Origin of the sequence: Dysgonomonas sp. UBA7630 (assembly GCF_002483985.1) — a bacterium.
GTDB lineage: Bacteria > Bacteroidota > Bacteroidia > Bacteroidales > Dysgonomonadaceae > Dysgonomonas.
Genome location: NZ_DLIY01000037.1, coordinates 212,544 through 230,802 on the forward strand (window position 1 = coordinate 212,544; position 18,259 = coordinate 230,802).

At 37.7% G+C, this 18,259-nt stretch carries 14 protein-coding genes and 2 pseudogenes; 8 read left to right on the forward strand and 8 right to left on the reverse strand.

The window, feature by feature from the left end; all coding sequences use genetic code 11:
* Both B3P17_RS15645 and B3P17_RS15650 read right to left on the reverse strand, forming a co-directional pair.
* Positions 1-429 carry a hypothetical protein gene (locus tag B3P17_RS15645; protein WP_252636637.1) on the reverse strand — a complete coding sequence of 143 codons (429 nt, stop codon included), beginning with the start codon at positions 427-429 and terminating at the stop codon, positions 1-3.
* A 1-nt stretch (position 430) separates the two neighbouring features.
* Positions 431-937, reverse strand: a complete 507-nt coding sequence (locus tag B3P17_RS15650) for an RNA polymerase sigma factor (protein ID WP_252636638.1) — start codon at positions 935-937, stop codon at positions 431-433.
* Positions 938-1,310: 373 nt separating this feature from the next.
* On the opposite strand from B3P17_RS15650, the gene B3P17_RS15655 reads away from it, so the two are divergent.
* From B3P17_RS15655 to B3P17_RS15690, 8 genes and pseudogenes are all read left to right on the forward strand, one after another.
* Entirely contained in the window at positions 1,311-1,931 is a 621-nt protein-coding gene (locus B3P17_RS15655; RefSeq protein ID WP_252636639.1) for a TetR/AcrR family transcriptional regulator, read from the forward strand.
* A 10-nt stretch (positions 1,932-1,941) separates the two neighbouring features.
* Positions 1,942-3,207: a TolC family protein gene (locus tag B3P17_RS15660; RefSeq protein WP_252636640.1), complete on the forward strand. Its 1,266-nt coding sequence runs from the start codon at positions 1,942-1,944 to the stop codon at positions 3,205-3,207.
* Positions 3,208-3,264: 57 nt separating this feature from the next.
* On the forward strand, positions 3,265-4,164 hold the full coding sequence (locus B3P17_RS15665) for an HlyD family secretion protein (RefSeq protein WP_252636641.1): 900 nt from the start codon (positions 3,265-3,267) through the stop codon (positions 4,162-4,164).
* Positions 4,165-4,175: 11 nt separating this feature from the next.
* Positions 4,176-4,379 carry a winged helix-turn-helix domain-containing protein gene (locus B3P17_RS15670; protein ID WP_252636642.1) on the forward strand — a complete coding sequence of 68 codons (204 nt, stop codon included), beginning with the start codon at positions 4,176-4,178 and terminating at the stop codon, positions 4,377-4,379.
* Between the two features lie 3 nt (positions 4,380-4,382).
* Complete coding sequence (locus tag B3P17_RS15675; RefSeq protein WP_252636643.1) at positions 4,383-5,297, forward strand: ABC transporter ATP-binding protein; 915 nt, start codon at positions 4,383-4,385, stop codon at positions 5,295-5,297.
* An 11-nt stretch (positions 5,298-5,308) separates the two neighbouring features.
* Positions 5,309-6,037: pseudogene (locus tag B3P17_RS15680) on the forward strand (ABC transporter ATP-binding protein); the annotation flags it as partial.
* Positions 6,038-6,041: 4 nt separating this feature from the next.
* Positions 6,042-7,148, forward strand: coding sequence for an ABC transporter permease (locus B3P17_RS15685; protein ID WP_252636645.1), 1,107 nt, complete (start codon positions 6,042-6,044; stop codon positions 7,146-7,148).
* Between the two features lie 5 nt (positions 7,149-7,153).
* Positions 7,154-8,266 carry an ABC transporter permease gene (locus B3P17_RS15690; RefSeq protein ID WP_252636646.1) on the forward strand — a complete coding sequence of 371 codons (1,113 nt, stop codon included), beginning with the start codon at positions 7,154-7,156 and terminating at the stop codon, positions 8,264-8,266.
* A gap of 74 nt (positions 8,267-8,340) precedes the next feature.
* Here the strand turns inward: B3P17_RS15690 and xylE are convergent, their stop codons facing one another.
* The 6 genes and pseudogenes from xylE to B3P17_RS15720 all read right to left on the reverse strand — a co-directional run bounded on the left by xylE (position 8,341) and on the right by B3P17_RS15720 (position 18,214).
* Positions 8,341-9,897, reverse strand: a complete 1,557-nt coding sequence (gene xylE / locus B3P17_RS15695) for a D-xylose transporter XylE (protein ID WP_252636647.1) — start codon at positions 9,895-9,897, stop codon at positions 8,341-8,343.
* Positions 9,898-10,069: 172 nt separating this feature from the next.
* Positions 10,070-11,398, reverse strand: coding sequence for a xylose isomerase (gene xylA, locus B3P17_RS15700; RefSeq protein ID WP_252636648.1), 1,329 nt, complete (start codon positions 11,396-11,398; stop codon positions 10,070-10,072).
* A 32-nt stretch (positions 11,399-11,430) separates the two neighbouring features.
* Positions 11,431-12,912 carry a xylulokinase gene (locus B3P17_RS15705; protein ID WP_252636649.1) on the reverse strand — a complete coding sequence of 494 codons (1,482 nt, stop codon included), beginning with the start codon at positions 12,910-12,912 and terminating at the stop codon, positions 11,431-11,433.
* A 33-nt stretch (positions 12,913-12,945) separates the two neighbouring features.
* Positions 12,946-13,615, reverse strand: a pseudogene (locus B3P17_RS15710) (NUDIX hydrolase).
* 270 nt (positions 13,616-13,885) lie between these two features.
* Positions 13,886-16,384, reverse strand: a complete 2,499-nt coding sequence (locus B3P17_RS15715) for a sugar-binding domain-containing protein (protein ID WP_289781669.1) — start codon at positions 16,382-16,384, stop codon at positions 13,886-13,888.
* Between the two features lie 123 nt (positions 16,385-16,507).
* The gene (locus tag B3P17_RS15720) at positions 16,508-18,214 is read right to left on the reverse strand and encodes a cellulase family glycosylhydrolase (RefSeq protein ID WP_252636650.1); all 1,707 of its coding nucleotides are present in this window, start codon (positions 18,212-18,214) and stop codon (positions 16,508-16,510) included.
* Between the last annotated feature and the right edge of the window lie 45 nt (positions 18,215-18,259).

Sequence of the window (18,259 nt, forward strand, 5' to 3'; positions counted from 1 at the left end):
TTATTCAGTAAAAGAATCCAAAATCCCGATTTGGCTGCTCACTACATCATTATCGACTTCTGATACAACGCGAATAGAATTGAGTGCAGCAACACTGACCTCAGCCTCATCCGTAAGTTTCTTTCCATCAACATATACAAATGTTCCGCCCATATCATTACCAACCGATACTGAATTGAATGATCTGATGCCTATTATCAATAATATACTGGCGGCAACACTTATCCATACATAAAAAGGTATTTTCTTCTTTTTCTTTTCTACGGCAACCTCTTTTCTTTCTGCTGAAAAATAGTTGAACATAGGTGCATATACCTTATGCCGATCTTCGATCTGGGACTGACGAAAATAATTTCGTAAGATACTTTCCTCTTCCAGGGTAGTTTGCCCCTCAAAGTATTTTTCTAAAAGCAAATCTATATCACTCATCCTATTTTCGTATTACATTATTCATACTCAAAAATTTGTCTCTAACAGCCTTACGTGCCCTCGAAAGGTTTACCCTTACAGTACTTTCCTCAGAGCCTATAATTGCTGCGATTTCGCCCAATTCATATCCATCTACATCTCGCAATGTTATAATATGGCGTTGAGTTTCGGGCAAAGAGTCGATAATATTCCTGATGATCAACACACTGTCTTGTTGTTCAGTAAATGTATATGGAGTTATCGAATTTCCGGCAATGGATATACCATCGAGCGAAACATTATGCCTCTCCGCCCTCAACCTGTCAATACATATATTCTTCAACGTCTGCATTGCAAATCCACCAACATTAGGATGATTGCTCAACTGAGATCGCTGATTCCATAACCTCAAATAGGTTTCCTGAACAGCATCCTCAGCATCTACCTCATTAGCCAGCATATTCTTTGCAACATTCTGCAGCTTGTTGCGTAGAGGTACAACATCCGATTTGAACTTTTCTAACTCCATGTATCTAGATAACGAACCACACTGAAATTTGTAACAGAAAAAGTAACATTTTAATTATATCACCAAAAACATATCAATTACCACCCTGTCGAAAGACTAACACAACAATCACATATACAACAATATACAATAAATTAAAAATAAAAAGGTGACAAAAGTGACACTTATTTCACTCTCTTTACTTGTCACTTTTCTGTTACTTTTTTATAAGCTACTTACTTATATAAGACAAATTTATTCATAAAAACATTACAGATTACAAATAAAAGTAATTTGACAAAATATTTAAAAATAATATTTAATCATTTGTTTAAATCAATATTTTAATTTACGTTTGTAGCTCAATTAAGAAATAAACAGAATACATCACAAAATGGAAAAAGATATTTCGACAGAAGAAAAAATAAAAAATGCAGCCCGAAAAGTATTTCATGAAAAAGGATATGGGCAAGCCCGAACTCGCGACATAGCAGAAGAAGCGGGAATAAACCTAGCCTTACTCAACTATTATTTCAGGAGTAAGGAAAAGCTTTTTGATATAATTATGAAAGAAAGCTTACAAGAAATGTTTGGACTGATCGTAAATATTGTAAATGCAGAAGATATTAGTCTTTCTGATAAGATAGACATGATTGTTGCGCGCTATATAGACTCTATCTCAAAGAATCCGAATTTACCCCTATTTGTACTAAGTGAAATACAAGCCAATCCTCACAAAATAATAGAAAATGTGGGGCTTAAAGGAAAATCTATCGCAAATAATTATCTATTTAAACAGATACAGGAACAAACAGACAAAAAAGGGATAAAAGGAGTAACCCCGCTTCAGATTTTTATAAATATAGTATCCATGTCTATTTTCCCTATCGTAGGAAAGCCTTTATTAATGAACCTGCATGCTCCTTTCGGAGAAAAAGAATATGAGATATTTATAGAAGAACGAAAAGCATTAATTCCACAATGGATAAAAATGATGCTTAAAATAGATGAATAATAGAATCAGCATGAAAAAATCATTAATCATCATCACATATTCGCTTTTCTTTTCAACAATGGCTTTTGCTCAAAACACACTTACCATAGAGCAATGCCAGCAAATGGCAAAAGAAAATTATCCGCTTATAAAACGGTACGGATTGATTGAGCGGTCGAAAGAATATAATCTCTCAAATGCCGGAAAAGGCTATTTGCCCCAATTCTCATTATCGGCTAAAGCCTCTTATCAATCGGAAGTGACAAAGATACCTATCGATATCAAGGGTATAGATATCAAAGGGCTGAGCAAAGATCAGTATTCTGCTGCAATAGATGTTACCCAAACGATATGGGACGGAGGCGTAATAAACAGCAAAAAAGATATCACAAAAGCATCGTCCTATGCTGAGCAAAAACAGCTGGACGTTGATCTGTATAAGATAGTCTATCAGGTAAACCAAATGTATTTTGGCATCTTGCTACTCGATGCAAGATTGAAACAGAACACTCTTTTACAAGAAGAGTTGCAACGGAATTTCGACCTGATATCAAGCTATATAATCAACGGAATAGCAAACCAATCAGACTTGGATGCGATAAAAGTAGAGCAACTGAAAACTGTACAAAATAAAGCACAGATCGTTTCAAACAAAAAAGCATACGTGGATATGTTAGGTATTCTTATCGGACAAAAGCTAGACGAAAACATCACCCTGCCAAAACCGAATGCGGACAATTTGACCATATCATCACAAGTAAAACGACCTGAGCTGGAGTTGTTCGACGCACAATTAGTAAATCTAGAAACGCAAAAGAAAGCAATAAAAGCGGGCTACATGCCCAAACTTGGACTATTTCTCACCGGTGGCTATGGAAAACCTGCGCTGAATATGCTCAATAATGATTTCTCGGCATATTACATCGGAGGAATACGTTTGTCTTGGAACTTTGGAAGCTTGTACACACAAAAAAACGACAGAAAACTAATAGAAACGAATCAGGATAATATTGCAACTTCACGAGAAACATTCCTTTTCAATACAAGTTTGGAAACCTCTCAAGAGCAAAACGAAATAAACAAGAATAAAGACTTGCTAAAATATGATGACGATATAGTCATCCTTCGCAACAATGTAAAGCGAGCAACCGAAGCAAAGGTTGCAAACGGAACATCAACCGTCATTGACCTCATGCGCGATGTGAATGCAGAAGATCTCGCAAAGCAAGACAGAATACAACATGAGATAGAATTGCTTCAAGCTATTTACAACTTAAAATATACAACAAACAATTAAACAAGAAGTAAGAAATAACGATATACTTTTCTCTCTACATCAAATGAAAAATAATATATGAAAACAATAAAAAATATAGTTTATGCAAGCATCATACTCTTGCTTACAGCTTGCGGAAAAGGGAATGGAGACTATGATGCATCCGGCGTTTTTGAGACTACTGAGGTAATTGTATCAGCCGAAGCAAACGGAAAGATTATACAGCTCAATTTCATTGAAGGACAACAAGTAGAACAAGGAAAGCCTCTCGGATATATAGATACCGTACAATTATATCTAAAAAAGATGCAACTTCTCACCAATGCCAGTGCAGTAAAAAGCGGACGTGTAGATATACCAAGACAGATAGCAGCGATAAAGCAACAAATTGCAACCCAGAAAAACGAGCAAAAACGATTCGAGAACTTGGTAAAGGCAAACGCTGCAAATCAAAAGCAATTAGATGATATAAATGCACAGATACTTGTTCTTGAAAGGCAGTTAACTGCACAAACGGAATTATTAGAAAATTCGAACAAAAATATATCAGAACAAAGCTCGGGACTGGGCGTGCAAGTAGCTCAAATAAATGACCAGATACAGAAATCTATTATCAGTAGCCCTATCAATGGGACTATCCTGTCTAAATATGCAGAACAAGGAGAACTTGCAACACAGGGAAGAGCTTTATTTAAAGTAGCAGACATCGAACACATGTTCCTTCGGGCATACATTACAGCAAGCCAATTGATACAAGTGAAAATAGGACAAGCCGTAAAAGTATATGCAGACTTTGGAGAGAAAGAAATGAAAGAATATTCAGGGACTATAACCTGGATATCGGATAAGTCGGAGTTTACGCCAAAAACAGTACAGACTCGTGACGAACGGGCTAACTTGGTATATGCCGTAAAAGTAGCTGTAAAGAACGATGGATACCTAAAGTATGGAATGTACGGAGAATTAAAATTGAATTAAAACACAAAGCTATGTTGAAAGAGCTGATAAATAGTGACACCAAACTTATTTGTGATGCGCTTGCCGAAAAAGGAATGCTTACGATACATGATCTCGAAGTAATAACAGGCTATAGAGAAATGTATATTTATCTGGCTCTGGGATGGTTGTCTAAAGAAAATAAGATTAACTATGTGGATAAAGATGATGACTTATACATTGAATTGAACGAATAAAATATGAAAGCTGTTTCAGTTCAAAATATAAAAAAAAGCTACAAATCGGTACAGGCTCTCAACGATATAAGCTTCGATGTAGAGCAAGGAGAGATATATGGCATTATAGGACCCGATGGCGCGGGTAAAACAAGCCTTTTCAGGATACTTACTACCTTGCTGCTTGCAGATAGTGGCAATGCAAAGGTAGATGGTTTGGACATTGTGAAAGACTATAAAGAAATACGGAATAGAATAGGCTATATGCCGGGAAGATTCTCGCTCTATCAGGATTTAAGCGTGGAAGAGAATTTAGAGTTTTTTGCTACGGTATTTAATACAACCATACAGGAAAATTATCATCTGATAAAAGATATATACCAACAGATAGAACCGTTCAAGGATCGCAAAGCAGGAAAACTATCCGGCGGTATGAAACAAAAGCTGGCATTGTGCTGTGCATTGATACATAAGCCTTGTATATTATTTCTGGACGAACCCACTACAGGAGTAGACCCTGTGTCGCGGAAAGAATTCTGGGATATGCTTAAAATGCTGAAAGAGCAAAATATTACGATACTTGTATCCACTCCCTATATGGACGAGGCTAAACTCTGCGATCGCATAGCTCTGATACAAAATGGGTCTTTCCTCGACGTAGAAACACCACAGAATATAATAAACCGATACCCGGAGATATTATGGTCTGCACAGGCTGATGATATGTATAAACTACTAAAAGACCTCAGAGGTCATAATATGATAAAAACATGTTTTGCGTTTGGGGAAGTACACCATATCACAGTAAATAAAGATTTTTCGATAAATGAACTGAATGAATATCTCATCAACAATGGACATACAGGCATTGACATACACGAAATAAATCCAAGTATAGAAGATTGTTACATGCTATTGGCTCAAAACGAAAAACAATGAACGAAACGGTTATACATACAGAAAAACTGACAAAGAAATTTGGGAATTTCACAGCTGTAGATAATATATCTTTTAGTGTAGAAAAAGGGGAAATATTCGGATTCCTAGGCGCTAATGGTGCGGGCAAAACCACAGCCATGCGTATGCTTTGCGGATTGAGCTATCCAAGTTCGGGGAAAGGCTTCGTTGCCGGATACGACATATCGAAGCAACAAGAAGCTGTAAAGAAGAGCATCGGCTATATGAGTCAAAAATTTTCTTTGTACGAAGACTTGAAGGTGTGGGAAAACATCAGGCTATTTGGAGGAATATACGGAATGAAAGAAAAGGCTATTGAAACTAAAACCGCCCAAACGCTCGACGAACTGGGTTTTGCCAAAGAACGGAATACATTAGTAAAGGAATTACCGTTGGGTTGGAAACAAAAGCTTGCTTTCTCCGTATCTATATTCCATGAACCCAAGATTGTATTTCTGGACGAACCCACAGGTGGAGTAGATCCAGCTACCCGCAGACAATTTTGGGAACTCATATATCAAGCTGCCGACAGAGGAATTACCGTATTTGTTACAACTCACTATATGGACGAAGCCGAGTACTGTAATCGAATTTCGATTATGGTAGATGGCAAAATAGAGGCGTTGGATACACCAAAGAATCTACGCCACCGGTTCAATGCCAAAAACATGGATGACGTTTTTCAACAACTGGCACGAAAAGCAAAACGCTCTGATAATTGATATTATGAAACAATTTCTCTCTTTTGTAAAAAAAGAATTCTACCATATATTCCGCGATAAGCGTACTATGCTGATCTTACTGGGAATGCCCATTGTGCAGATCATTATATTTGGCTTTGCTATAACCACAGAGCTCAAAAACACACAGATTGCTGTGTTCGACCTCTCGAAGGATATTTCGACACAGCGTATCATCGAACAGCTTGAAGCAAGCGAATACTTTACAGTCTCACAGGTTTTGAATAGTCCCGATGATATTGAACAGGTTTTCAGGGAAGGAAAAGTAAGCATGGTAGTTGTATTCGGAGAAAACTTCAACAGCAACTTGTTACATACAGGAGAGGCTTCTATACAACTCATAGCCGATGCTACAGACCCCAATCAATCGCTTATGCAAACAGGGTATGCTACAAATATAATATCGTCATATCAACAAGAATTGATGCGTGAGCTCAACGTTCCTTTTCGCATAATACCCGAGGTAAAGATGCTGTATAACCCTCAGTTAAAAGGTGCATACAATTTCGTACCGGGGGTTATGGGACTTATCCTCATGATGATATGTGCCATGATGACATCGATAGCCATTGTACGTGAAAAAGAAATGGGCACAATGGAAGTATTACTTGCTTCGCCGATAAAGCCTATTTATATCATTCTGGCTAAAGCAGTACCATATTTTACGCTATCGGTAGTGAATCTCACTTCGATATTGTTATTATCATACTTTGTTCTCAAAGTACCTGTAGCCGGAAGCCTGTTTTGGCTTGCTGTTATATCATTCATATTCATTGCGGTAGCACTCTCGCTAGGGCTATTTGTATCTACTATTGCAAATACGCAAGTAACGGCGATGCTGATTTCGGGAATGGGTTTTATGATGCCCGTCATGTTGTTATCAGGTATGATATATCCGATAGAAAGTATGCCGGAAGTACTACAATGGATATCAAATATTATTCCTGCTAAATGGTACATCGATGCAATAAAAAAACTGATGATACAGGGCGTAGGTGTAGAATTTATATTAAAAGATATGGCTATTCTCGTATCTATGTTCATATTACTGATTACAATAAGTTTGAAAAAGTTTAAAGTTAGATTAGGCTGATTATCATGATAAAGTTTTTGATCGAAAAAGAGTTTAAACAGATTATGCGGAACTCATTTCTTCCGAGATTAATCATAGGCATGCCAATTATGATGATGCTCATTATGCCTTGGGCTGCCAATCAGGAGATAAAAAACATTAAGCTAAGTATTGTTGATAATGATCATAGCACTTATTCCGAAAGATTAGTCCGCAAGGCAACCTCATCCGGATATTTTCATCTTACGGATGTCTCTTTATCGGGTGATAAAGCTTCGCATAGTATCGAGTCGGGTAAAGCAGATGTTATACTCGAAATACAACCCAATTTTGAGAAAAACCTTGTAAAAACAGGAGTGGCTAATGTTATGATATCCGCAAATACAGTCAATGGCGTGAAAGGCTCACTAAGTTCTTCATATATGGGTGCTATACTATCCGATTTTTCATCGGATATCAGAGAAGAATGGTCTCCCAAAAGAGAGGGTGCAGTATTACCCGTTATTAACATCGTACCTCAGTACAAATTCAATCCTAATTTGGATTATAAAGTCTTTATGGTTCCGGCATTGATGGTAATACTACTTACACTGCTAACCGGCTTCCTGCCGGCACTAAACATTGTAAGCGAAAAAGAAATGGGTACAATAGAGCAGATGAACGTAACTCCCGTAAATAAATTTACATTCATTTTAGCAAAGCTTATTCCGTACTGGGTTATCGGATTCACGGTGCTTACTATCTGTTTTGGGTTCGCAGCATTTGTCTATAATATATTACCGGTTGGCAGCCTGTTAACAATCTATCTTTTTTCGGGAATTTATATTCTGGTGGTATCCGGATTCGGACTGGTTATCTCCAACTATTCAAATACCATGCAGCAAGCTATGTTCGTGATGTTCTTCTTTATAATGATTCTGATATTAATGAGCGGTCTGTTTACTCCGATAAGCAGTATGCCCGAATGGGCTAAGATTGTTACGATTTTCAATCCTTTGAAGTATTTCATACAAGTGATGCGAATGGTTTATCTCAAGGGTAGTGTATTTATGGACTTAACCACACAGATGTTTGCATTACTGGGATTTGTGGTGTTTTTCAACACTTGGGCTATCATCAGTTATAAAAAGACAAACTAAAAAAGTAGTAGGAGGCTTATTATCACAACAAACCTCCTACTTTATCAACCTATTTTAACATTCAAAATGTTATTCTATTTTTTCCATAATTTTTCCATATCTTCTAACGTCTTACCTTTTGTTTCAGGTAAACGTTTCCATACAAACAATGCTGCAAGAATTGCAAGTGAGCCATATACCCAGTATGCAAATCCGTGATTGAACATCGTTACTAATGTATCGTTCTTGTCCATGATAGGGAATGTCCAAGAGATTAAGAAGTTTGATACCCATTGTGCAGCTACAGCAATAGACATTACGCTCGAACGCACCGAGTTAGGGAATATCTCTGCGAGCATAACCCAACAAACAGGTCCCCATGACATAGCGAAACCGGCTGTATATGTAAGCATAAACACAAGTTTCAATGTACCGGGTAATCCTTGAGAAAAAGATGTCCCCAAGCCAAGCATAGATACTGCCATCACTAAAGCTCCTGTAATCAACAGAGGCTTACGTCCGAATTTATCAACAGTCATAATAGCCAATACTGTAAACGACAGATTGATAATACCTACAATGATAGTTTGCAACAGTGCCGAGTCTGTACCCGATCCCATACTCTTAAATATTTCGGGAGCATAGTATAACACAACGTTAATACCCACAAATTGCTGAAATGCAGATAACAATACGCCTGTCATTATAATCAGGAATCCATAAGATTTAACAGGAACATACAATGCTATTACAAAGCTTGCTATCATAGAGATTTCCAATGCACTTGAAACTCCGACTAACGATAGGGAAATAAGACCCACAACAAATAAGATAAGCCATGTCATCATAAAACGATAATATGGTTTTAATGATGCTGTTTCCTCATTATCAAAACTTTGTCTTATTTCCACCATTTCTTGCTTAGCCATTGTGCTACCTACAAGCTTGGTAAGAATACCCTCTGCCTTTGCGGTGTGACCTTTCATCACAAGCCATCTTGGTGTTTCGGGTGCAATAAACAATAAAAGGAAGAATATGACTGATGGAATAGCTAGCGAAGCAAACATCCATCTCCATCCTGTTGTATGGAGCCACTCTGTGTCTCCTTGTTTTGCTATAAAATAATTTACAAAATATACTACCAGCATACCAAATATTATGGCAAACTGATTAAGTCCTACAAGGCTACCTCTCTTGCTGGGAGGTGCTATTTCTGCGATGTACATAGGAGAGACCATCGAAGCTATACCAACTCCTACACCACCGATTATACGATAAAAAACAAAATGATATACAAAAGAGTGATCTCCTGCACTAGGCATCTGGAAACCTATTTCGGGCCATGCAGACCCTATTGCTGCTAATAGAAATAAAATAGCCGCAGCAAACAATGCTTTTTTACGTCCAAAAGTCTGACTTACCCAACCTGCCATAGCCGCACCAAAGATACAGCCAATCAGAGCGCTACTTATCACGAAGCCTTCCATTGCATTGGCCTCGTTCAATGATAATCCCATCGGCTCTATAAAAAAGTGACGGAGCGACTCTACCGTACCAGAGATAACTGCCGTGTCGTAACCGAACAGCAATCCACCCAGTGTGGCAATCAGTGTCAGTTTTAGCGTATATGATTTACTCGCTTCATTTTTCATTGGTCAATAATTATTTAAGGAACAAAGGGATTGTTTTAAAAGCAATTTATATTTTCTAGTTGTCATATCGAACGAAGTGAATTGAAAAATCTTCGTTACACTCAGAATGAAAAAAGTGAGGAACTTTTGATAAGAATGCTATTACTTTTAAAAACAATCCCTAGTTATATGTTTAGATATACATATTTACAATAGCCTCATAAAGCTCTTGCTTACCGCTTATTTGCTTAGGTTCGCCTACTTTATGTGCAATTGTGCGTAGATCTTCAAGAGTTAACTTGCCATCTTCAAAAGCTTTACCGTCTCCACCATCGAATGAAGCATAACGCTCTTTACGTAATTTGTTGTAATCTGAGCTTTGAAGAATATCAGCAGCAACCAATAAGCCACGTGCAAATACATCCATACCCGAGATATGAGCAATAAACAAATCGTCCATATCTGTAGAATTACGACGTATCTTAGCATCGAAGTTTACACCACCATTTCCTAACCCGCCATAAGGTAACAATACCAACCATGCATGAGCAAAATCATAGATATCGAGAGGGAACTGGTCTGTATCCCAACCATTCTGATAATCTCCGCGGTTAGCATCGATACTACCCAATAGACCCGCATCTGCAGCAGCCTGCAATTCGTGTTCGAATGTGTGACCTGCAAGAGTAGCGTGGTTAACCTCAATATTCACTTTGAAATCTTTGTCTAAACCATAGTGACGAAGGAAGCCGATAACAGTTTCTGTATCGAAGTCATATTGATGTTTAGTAGGTTCCATTGGTTTAGGTTCAATTAGGAATGTACCTTTGAATCCTTGTTTGCGAGCATAGTCACGAGCCATTGTCAACATTTGAGCCAAGTGATCTTTTTCACGCTTCATGTCGGTATTCAACAAGCTCATATAACCTTCACGACCTCCCCAGAACACGTAGTTAGACCCGCCAAGAGCGATAGTAGCATCAATAGCATTCTTTATTTGAGTTCCCGCACTTGCAACTACATTAAAATCAGGGTTTGTTGCAGCACCATTCATATAACGTTCGTGGCTGAAAACATTTGCTGTACCCCAAAGAAGTTTTACTCCCGAAGCTGCTTGTTTTTCTTTTGCATAGTCTACTATTGTATGCAAGTTCTTTTCATATTCTGTCCAAGAATTACCTGCATCTACCAAGTCTACATCATGGAAGCAATAATAGTTGATTCCCATTTTGGTCATGAATTCGAAAGCTGCATCCATTTTGTATTTTGCACGGCTGATAGCATCGTCTCCTATATTCCATGGGTGATGAATAGTTGCTCCACCAAATGGATCGCCACCATTAGCACATAGTGTATGCCAATATGCCATTGCAAAACGAGTCCAATCTTTCATTGTTTTTCCCATTACCACTTTGTTTTCGTCATAAAAACGGAATGCTAACGGATTTTTACTTTCTTTTCCTTCAAATTTGATTTTTCCGATACCCGGAAAAAATTCTTTTGTTCCTTTTAAAATTTCCATGATTATAGTTTTTATTTTAAATGATTAATAATTTATTTTTTAGTTACCAGATTTCTCCATTGTTGATATGCCTCTCTATATTGATCTCTCTTATCTTTCTCAGGTTCTATGACTGCTAATTTTTCGAGAGAAGCAAAAGCTTCCTGAGGTGTAGCATAAAGCCCTATACCAATACCCGCTCCTTTAGCAGCTCCGGCAGCACCATCTGTATTATACAGCTCGATAGTCACCTCACTTACACTGGCTAGTGTTTGCGAGAAAATCGGGCTTAGGAACATGTTCGCATATCCGGCTTTCACTGTAGAAATATTCATACCCATCTCGCGCATAATTTCCATACCATATTCGTAAGAGAACACGATACCTTCTTGTGCTGCGCGAAGAATATCTTTCTTGTCATGGATGTTAAAATTGATTCCATGTATCGAGCAATTAACATCCTTATTTTCCAATACACGCTCGGCTCCATTTCCAAAAGGAATAATACTAATACCTTTCGCTCCAATAGGTGATTGAGCAGCCAGAGCGTTCATATCGCTGTACGATAAGCCTTCAAGAGCCAAATTTCGTTTCAGCCATGAGTTAAGAATACCTGTTCCGTTGATACAAAGCAGCACTCCAAGTCTGATTTGTTCCGGCGTATAATTAACATGCGCAAAAGTATTTACACGCGATAGTTTATCGTAGTTCAGCTGATCCAACACTCCATATACAACACCCGATGTTCCGGCGGTAGAAGCTATTTCGCCCGGCTCAAACACATTGAGAGAAAGAGCATTGTTAGGCTGATCGCCTGCCCGATAAGAAACCGGGATACCTTCTTTCAATCCAAGTTCTTTGGCTGCCGAAGATGAAACATAGCCTTGTATACCAAAAATAGGTTTTATCTCAGGGAAAAAACTCTTCGGTATTCCATAGTGATTCAGTACTTCTTCAGATAACGTATTTGTCTTAAAATCCCAGAAGATACCTTCTGACATTCCCTCGATAGTAACAACGATATCATTTGTTAATTTCATCCCGATATAATCACCGGGTAGCATCAGTTTATCTATTTTTTCATAGATATGAGGTTCATTTTCTTTTACCCATGCTAGTTTAGATGCAGTAAAATTACCCGGAGAGTTGAGCAAATGACTCAGACATTTTTCCTCACCGATGGCTTTAAATGCCTTTTCGCCATAAGGTACAGCACGGCTGTCGCACCATATTATAGAGGGACGGAGTACATTTTTATCTTTATCTACGAGCACCAACCCATGCATTTGCCAGGTAATACCGATAGCTTGTATATCTTCTCCTTTTGCTCCCGACTTTTGCATCACAGATTGATGTGCAAGTTTCAGGTTTGCCCACCAGTCGGCAGGGTCTTGTTCTGCCCATCCCGATTTTACAGCTGTAATTTTCATTTCCTCTTTCGGAAAAAAGTCTGAAGCAACAATTTTACCTGTGCTGGCATTTACCAGACAAGCTTTTACCGAAGAGCTACCAATATCATATCCTAATAAATACATGATAGATGAGTGTTTTTATGTTTTTTAAATCGATTATATACTTGTTTTCAACTTATTATAAGCCTTTTTGTCAAATTTATAATAACGGGCTGCACGATGAGACACATCTTTTTGTTTCTCCTCCAAAGGAATAACATAACTCATAGCTGCTACCTTCTTATGGAAATTGCGTATATCAATTTTCTTATTATATATTGCTTCATACAGTTTATGCAACTGACTTATCGTAAACTTCTGAGGTAAGAGCTCGAAAACTATAACAGGATTGTATTCTATCCATCGGCAGATCTCTACGAGTGATTCTTTCACAATCTGATTATGATCAAATGGCATTTGTGGTATTTTATCAATCGGACACCATTCTGTTTGCTTGNNACGCAACAGTAATCAGGCGATTGATATTTGGCTGATAAGCTGTGTCGAGCCACTTTCTGTCATCCGGGTTATTGGATCTGCCCGGTGAAGCAAAACAACGAAATTGCTTTAACGACATCCTCTTTATCCCTGTAAGCTCAAATAAAACACGATTTGCAGCGTCATCCACATCTTCTTGGTCATATATAAGGCTTCCGGGAAGTTTCAGGTCTTTTTTCCTTCTTTTATCAGTGTTACGCTGTACCAATAATATATTCAACTTGTCGTTCTCGAATCCGAACACAACGCAATCGACAGAGACATAAGTGTGAATGAAGTTTATTTTCATGGTAATCCGGCTATAAAACTTATTGTACTAAGTACAAATATATAACTTCATTTTAAAACACAGCAACAATGCTACACTAATTTTTAGTTAAAGATTTGCATTACAATCAATTACATATCATACATAATACAATAAGAAGAAGGTAGATATTGTAATTTACACATTAATAAACACCTATTAATAAATACGTTACACGAAAATAAATTAACATATAAGCCCGAAAGCCTATATGTTAATTCCCACAATAAGATGTTTAAATAAAAAAGTATATTATTTGCTATTTATTTCTATAGAAGCTTGCTTCAAATTAGAAGAGGTTGCTTTTAAAATTATCTTCCCTGCCTTTTTATGAGATTGCACAACAGCCAAAGCTTTTCCACTAAACAATTTTCTTGAAGGCTTTTTCAAAGAATTCGGATCAGTAGGATCTCCATTATCAGTTCCGGCTATAAAACCATCTCCTTCTATCGTAAAGTTTATAAGATTATCAGCTACAGGAACAGGGTTGCCCTCTGCCTCCAAAGCCTCAACCGTAATAAATGACAAATCTTTCCCATCGGCTTTGATTGTCTGCCTATCTGCTGTAAGCCTTATGGAAATAGGATCACCTGTTGTTTTAACTTCCCTTGTCAGCACCTCTTTTCCATCTTTATAAGAAACAGCTTTCAGAGTTCCTTTTTGGAAAGGAACACGCCAAAACACATGATATACATCTTTTTCTTTGGCTTTCTTGCCTAGAGACAAACCGTTCAAAAACAATTCTACCTCATCAGCATTATTGAAATATGCCCATATATCTACAGTTTGCCCCTCTTTCCAATTCCAATGCGGAAAGATGTGAAGAACATCCTTATTTGTCCATTCACTCTGATACATATAATATATGTCTTTAGGAAATCCAGCAAGGTCAATTACTCCGAAATAGGAACTGCGAGATGGCCACCAGAATGGAGTAGGCTCACCCAAATAGTCGAAACCTGTCCACAGATAGACACCCGAAATATGATCATAATTTTTCACGAGTCTCCATGTATCTTCGTGAGTGCTACCCCAAGGTACATGACAATTATCATATGATGAACAATGATGCACAGGACGGTCGAAAGGCTTATCCCATCTCTCGGGCCAAATGTTCATACTATCGGAAGGCATTTCGTAATATCCACGAGACATTAGACCTGATGTAGACTCTGTAATAATCAGCTTTTGATTCGGAAATTTCTCATGAAAATTCACCCAATTATTTTCATGATAATTGAAACCGATAATATCCATCGCACCCGATCGGAAGATATGATTGGATGGCTCTGTTTCATTATTTCCTGTTGTAATCGGTCGTGTAGGATCAAGCTTTTTGGCAATATCAGCCAGCTTTATAGTCAAAAGAGAATTTACGTGAAGCTCTTTTGCGTCAATATCTTTTTTGTTTAATGTATTGGCAAAATTTAAGACCATATTAGCCTGTTGCAAATCTAATGTATCGGCATTTATATCTGACCATTGTTCAAGAATTTCATTTCCTATACTCCACATGAAGATAGAAGGATGATTGCGATCACGAAGAATAAGATCGGTCAAATCCCGTTCGTGCCATTCAGGGAAATATTGGGAATAATCGTACGGTGATTTCTTCTTTCGCCACATATCGAAAGCCTCATCCATAACGATGAATCCCATTTTGTCGCACAAGTCAAGCAATTCTGGGGCAGGTGGATTATGAGAGGTACGAATACCATTGCATCCCATCTCTTTCAGAATTTCGAGCTGGCGTTCAATAGCCCTGGTATTAACGGCTGCACCTAAGAATCCTAAATCGTGGTGATTACACACCCCTTTTATCTTTACAGATTCGCCATTCAGAAAGAATCCTTTATTCGGATCGAAAGAAAAATAGCGAATACCTAACGGAGTTTCATACTCGTCTACAACCTTCCCATTTTGTTCTATACGGGTTACTATCTTATACAGATATGGATTGTCTATCGACCATAAGATTGGATTTGAGACTTTCAAACTTTGCCCCATAGAGACATTCTCTGCGGCACCAACACTTTCTGAATTATTTATTCTAGCAATCTCTTTACCTTCTTTATCTATTAGGATAGAATACAATTCGAATCTTTGACCAGAATTTGATGAGTTTTTTATATTCGTTTGGACTTTAATTTCGGCATTATCTTTCGTTACTATAGGTGTAGTTACATAAGTACCCCAAAGGTCAACATGTAAAGCATTTGTAGTTACTAACCATACATTGCGATAGATACCCGAACCGGAATACCACCGTGAATTGGGTTGTTTCGAGTTGTCTACACGAACAGCAATAACATTCTTTTCTCCGACTTTAATATACGGAGTCAAGTCGTAACGAAACGAAATATATCCATTGGGACGCTCTCCCAAAAGATGTCCGTTTATCCACACTTTACTGTTCCTGTATATACCATCAAAATCGATATATACATTCTTTTCTTCACAGGATTTATCTACCACAAAGTCTTTGCGATACCAACCTATACCACCCGGTAATGCTCCACCTCCGGGAGTAGCCGGATTCTTGAGCGAGAAATCTGCTTCTATACTCCAGTCGTGAGGAAGATCAAGAATTCTCCACTTTGCATCATCATATTGAGCATTATATGCTGTAGAATCATCTCCCAAATAGAATTTCCAACCTTCGGTAAAGTCTACATTTTCTCTTACTTTCTTTGACGAAGAACACGAAAAGAGAACTGTACAAATAAAAAGAAATAGATAATGTTTTTTCATGTCTGATATTATAATCCTTAAATTTAGAAATAAAGGTCGGAAGATACATATCCGACCTCTATCAATTTCAACCTTAAAAAACCCATAAAAACCAATAAAGATTTCACAATCTTTTTCTATACTTTATTTCCCTGCGCTAATAATAGCATTAATAGCATCTGTATGTACTTGCTCTCCGGTAGTTCTATTGAACAGACCAGATGCTTTATCACCCGTAGGACCATTATCCCAATAAACAGGAATCAGTCCATTCTGAACTGCCACTTTAGTTATATAATTCAGATAGTAATTACGAGCCTTTACATGATTTGCATAATCGGCAGTACTCAACGATGCTCTTAATGTTGCAGCATATTCACCTAAGATTACAGGGATTCCCTTATCTACAAAATTTGTTTTAATTTTTCCAAATTGCGTATCAGCCCAATCTTCTTGTCCCCATGTGGAGACTCCGGCACCTGAAAAATCTTTACCCCAGAGGAAAATTATATTTTCTTCAGCTAATGTAAAATCGTAAGGGTCATAGTAATGAACTTCCGCCATGATACGATTGGCTGTAGGATCTGTAGGCATTTTCATATAGTTTACTGCATAGTCTATATTCGTATTGTATGACTGAACGATAAGGTTACGCCAAGTATTTTTTCCTCCGGTAGACCGCACTGCATTAATAAATGTTTGGTTGTATGACTGCTGTACTTCTATATTTTCTGCCGATGGTGTATTATAATTGGCATGAACTTCGTTTGTCCCTGCAAAAAGGAGGTGTTCGTCATAATCACGGAAATAAACAGCAATTTGTTCCCACAATGCCTTTTGCTTTTTATTTACTTCGACCTGTTTGTCGTAGGTTGGATTTTCTTCAAGCCAGCCACCATCCCAATGGATATTAATTATTGCATACATATTGTTATCAATACAATAGTCTACAACTTCTTTCACACGGGCAAGTCTTGCATCCGATATTTTATATGTAGCCTGATCTTCGATATATGCATTCCACGCACATGGTATACGCACGGTATTAAATCCGGCTGCTTTTACTCCATCTATCAAAGATTTAGACGCCTTTGGGTTGCCCCATGTTGTTTCTCCGGCAGTAGTTCCATCTGTCGCTTCGAGCGTATTGCCTAAATTCCACCCAAGTCCCATTTTTGCAGCAAGAGCCGGAGCGTCGTTATTCATTCCTGTCTTATCAGCCACAATATTCAGACTTGTTGCTGCTTGAGCAATTGTAACTGTTTCTGACAAATTACCGACTTTGAATACTATAGTACCTTCTCTTTCAAAAATATTCTTGTTAGGAGCAATAACAAAAACTTCGGAAACGTCCGAAACTACTTTCGTTGAGGATTTTGTAATCCAATCTCCATTTATTACTATTTCGTGAGAGTCTGATGTTTGTAGCTCGACAGTTATATTTTCTCCTTCTGATTTTACATCATATATATTCTTCTTTACAACAAGTAGATTTGTCAGAGCCTGTGTAACGGCTACTTCTTTTTTTATATTCCCCGCAGTTATTGTCAGGGTCGCATTACGAATATCTGTTGTGGTATTAGCCTGAGCTGATACTGTGAGTTTTATAGTGCCTGTTCCTTCTCCGGATGCAGGCGAAACAGTACACCAAGACTCAGAACTAGCTACAGTCCATTTCTGGTTTGTCTTTATATGTATGGCATTATCTCCACCATCTTTTGTGAAAGCTAAGTTATCTGTTGAAACAATTAACTCCGGATCGGGTTTATCTTCGTCGCCGGAACAAGAAATGGAGAAAAATGTCAAGCAAACGCAGATAAGTGTATAAAGCAAAAACTTATATTTTTTCATTCTATGTTGATATAATATGAAAGGGTTTTTAACAAAACCCTTTCA

Coding starts and splice junctions, on each gene's coding strand:
- B3P17_RS15645 (WP_252636637.1), bottom strand. CDS start 429: ATGAGTGATATAGATTTGCTTTTAGAAAAATACTTTGAGGGGCAAACT.
- B3P17_RS15650 (WP_252636638.1), bottom strand. CDS start 937: ATGGAGTTAGAAAAGTTCAAATCGGATGTTGTACCTCTACGCAACAAG.
- B3P17_RS15655 (WP_252636639.1), top strand. CDS start 1,311: ATGGAAAAAGATATTTCGACAGAAGAAAAAATAAAAAATGCAGCCCGA.
- B3P17_RS15660 (WP_252636640.1), top strand. CDS start 1,942: ATGAAAAAATCATTAATCATCATCACATATTCGCTTTTCTTTTCAACA.
- B3P17_RS15665 (WP_252636641.1), top strand. CDS start 3,265: ATGAAAACAATAAAAAATATAGTTTATGCAAGCATCATACTCTTGCTT.
- B3P17_RS15670 (WP_252636642.1), top strand. CDS start 4,176: ATGTTGAAAGAGCTGATAAATAGTGACACCAAACTTATTTGTGATGCG.
- B3P17_RS15675 (WP_252636643.1), top strand. CDS start 4,383: ATGAAAGCTGTTTCAGTTCAAAATATAAAAAAAAGCTACAAATCGGTA.
- B3P17_RS15685 (WP_252636645.1), top strand. CDS start 6,042: ATGAAACAATTTCTCTCTTTTGTAAAAAAAGAATTCTACCATATATTC.
- B3P17_RS15690 (WP_252636646.1), top strand. CDS start 7,154: ATGATAAAGTTTTTGATCGAAAAAGAGTTTAAACAGATTATGCGGAAC.
- xylE (WP_252636647.1), bottom strand. CDS start 9,897: ATGAAAAATGAAGCGAGTAAATCATATACGCTAAAACTGACACTGATT.
- xylA (WP_252636648.1), bottom strand. CDS start 11,398: ATGGAAATTTTAAAAGGAACAAAAGAATTTTTTCCGGGTATCGGAAAA.
- B3P17_RS15705 (WP_252636649.1), bottom strand. CDS start 12,912: ATGTATTTATTAGGATATGATATTGGTAGCTCTTCGGTAAAAGCTTGT.
- B3P17_RS15715 (WP_289781669.1), bottom strand. CDS start 16,384: ATGAAAAAACATTATCTATTTCTTTTTATTTGTACAGTTCTCTTTTCG.
- B3P17_RS15720 (WP_252636650.1), bottom strand. CDS start 18,214: ATGAAAAAATATAAGTTTTTGCTTTATACACTTATCTGCGTTTGCTTG.